Below are 2,566 nucleotides of genomic sequence, written 5' to 3'. Positions count from 1 at the left end.
GGTGGAGCGTGCGCGTCGTGCGGGTGTGTCGTCGTTCGGTCTGAGCGGCACCAACGCCCACGTCATCCTCGAAGAGGCGCCGGTGCAGAGCGCCGTCGAGCAGGTGGAGTCCGCGGTGCCGCCGGTGGTTCCGTGGGTGTTGTCCGGTCGCAGCGCCGAGGCCCTGCGCTCCCAGGCAGCCCGCCTGCATGCCTACGCACAGACGAACCCGGAGTTCGACCCCGCCGCCGTGGCGGCCGCCCTGGTCACGACCCGGACGCCCTTCGAGAACCGGGCAGTCGTCCGAGGTCATGACCGTGCCGGACTTCTGGCTGGTCTCGACCGCCTGGCCCAGGGCGAGCCCGCTGCGAATGTCGTCGAAGGGTCGGCTCCGGGCTTCGGCACAACGGCGTTCTTGTTCTCGGGTCAGGGGGCTCAGCGTCCGGGGATGGGTCGGGAGTTGTATGACGCGTTCCCTGTCTTCGCGGATGCTTTCGATGCGGTGTGTGCGTATGTCGGCTCCGGGTTGCGGGATGTCGTCTTCGGTGGGGATGGCGAGCGGTTGGGTCGTACGGAGTGGACGCAGCCGGCGTTGTTCGCGGTGGAGGTGGCTCTGTTCCGGTTGGTGGAGTCGTTGGGGGTGCGTCCGGACTTTGTCATCGGTCATTCGGTCGGTGAGATTGCTGCCGCGCATGTGGCGGGGGTGTTGTCGCTGGAGGATGCGTGCGCCTTGGTCACCGCGCGTGGCCGGTTGATGCAGGAGTTGCCGTCGGGTGGGGCGATGGTGGCGGTGGAGGCGGCCGAGGACGAGGTTGTCCCGTTGCTGGACGTGTCGTTGGTGTCGGTCGCGGCGGTGAACGGGCCGCGGTCGGTGGTGATCGCCGGTGTCGAGGCGGCCGTGAACGAGGTCGCCGAGGCACTGAAGGCGCGGGGCCGACGTGTCTCGCGTCTGCGGGTGTCGCACGCCTTCCACTCCCCGCTGATGGAGCCGATGCTCGACGCCTTCCGTACCGTCGCGGAAGGGATCGCGTACGGAACACCCGCCATCCCCGTGGTGTCTAACGTGACCGGACGCCTTGCCACCGACGGTGACCTGACGTCGGCCGAGTACTGGGTGCGTCATGTCCGTCAGGCGGTGCGCTTCGCCGATGGTGTGAGTGCTCTGGCGGCCGAGGGTGTGACCCGTTTCCTGGAGATCGGCCCCGACGGCACCCTCACCGCCCTCGCCCGGGAGTGTGTACCGGACGGCACCGACGACGCGCTCTTCGTCCCGCTGCTCCGCAAGGACCGAGACGAAGTGGACTCCGTCGTCAGCTGTGTCGCCGCCGGGTTCACGGTGGGTGTACCCGTCGACTGGGCCGCCATGATCGGCACGCGTCCCATGGCGGAAGTCGACCTGCCCACGTATGCCTTCCAGCGCGAGCGGTTCTGGCCACAGACGAAGCGCAGTGCGCAGGACTTCGCATCGTGGGAGTCGACGCAACCGGAAGAGGCGCGCGAGCTGGCGAACGCGCTGGATATCAGTGAAGACGTCGTCCAGGACGTCCTGTCAGGGCTTTCCGTCCGGCGTCGGGAACGGACGGTGCGAGCCGAGGTCGACGGCTGGCGGTATCGCGTCGACTGGGAGGCGGTGTCCCCTGCTCCCGGATCTGTACCTGCCGGGCGGTGGCTCGTGCTGCACCCGGCCGGAGCCTCGACGCGGCTCGACACCGTCACCGCAGCCCTGCCCGACGCCCTGGTCCTGCCCGTCCCCGATCAGCACGACCGGGTGGAGCTCGCCCGAGCCATCCGCGCCGCCCTCACAGGAGTGGACGTCGCCGGAGTGGTCGTCCTGCCCGACACCGTCGCGCAGGCGCTCATCGCCACACAGGCACTGGGCGACGCCGAGATCGGCGGGCCCGTGTGGTGGATCACCCGTGGAGCAGTCGCACAGCACCACGACGACGGCTCCCCGCATCCGGAGCAGGCCGCCCTCTGGGGGCTCGGACGTGTGATGGCGCTGGAGCACCCCGACCGCTGGGGCGGCCTGATCGACCTGCAGCAGAACCCGGACCGGGACGTGGCCGGCCTGGTCGCGGCGGCACTGGCCTCCGCGACGGAGGACCAGCTCGCGTTGCGCGACGACCGTGCCTTCGCCCGGCGCCTGCGACAGGATCCGGCGCCACGGGCCACCACCGGTCAGGGCTGGAAGCCCTCCGGACGAGTCCTGGTCACCGGGGGCACAGGAGCCCTCGGCGCCCACGTGGCTCGCTGGCTCGCCCGAAACGGCGCGAGCGAACTGGTTCTCACCGGCCGTCGAGGACCCGAGGCTCCCGGAGCCAATGAACTCGCGTCAGAACTCAGGGAGTTGGGAGCGCGCCGGGTGAGTGTCGAGGCCTGCGACATGGCCGACCGGGCATCGGTCGCCGCGCTTCTCTCCCGGCACCGTGTCGACGCCGTCTTCCACGTGGCCGGTGTCCCGGACCACAAGCCCTTCGACGAGATCGACAACGCCTATCTGGCTGCGGTGTTGGGGGCGAAGGGGTGGGGTGCGGTGTATCTGGACGAGTTGACGCGGGGCTGGGATCTGGATGCGTTCGTGGTGTTT

At 69.8% G+C, this 2,566-nt stretch carries 1 protein-coding gene; it reads left to right on the top strand.

Annotation, left to right across the window (positions count from 1 at the left end):
- Positions 1-25: 25 nt before the first annotated feature.
- On the top strand, positions 26-2,566 hold a 2,541-nt coding region (locus tag AWZ10_RS37505), incomplete at its 3' end, for an SDR family NAD(P)-dependent oxidoreductase (protein ID WP_159058502.1).

Source organism: Streptomyces europaeiscabiei (genome assembly GCF_001550375.1).
GTDB lineage: Bacteria > Actinomycetota > Actinomycetes > Streptomycetales > Streptomycetaceae > Streptomyces > Streptomyces europaeiscabiei.
The sequence above is the reverse complement of the archived record's forward strand: the minus strand, read 5'-3'. Positions and strand labels throughout refer to the sequence as shown.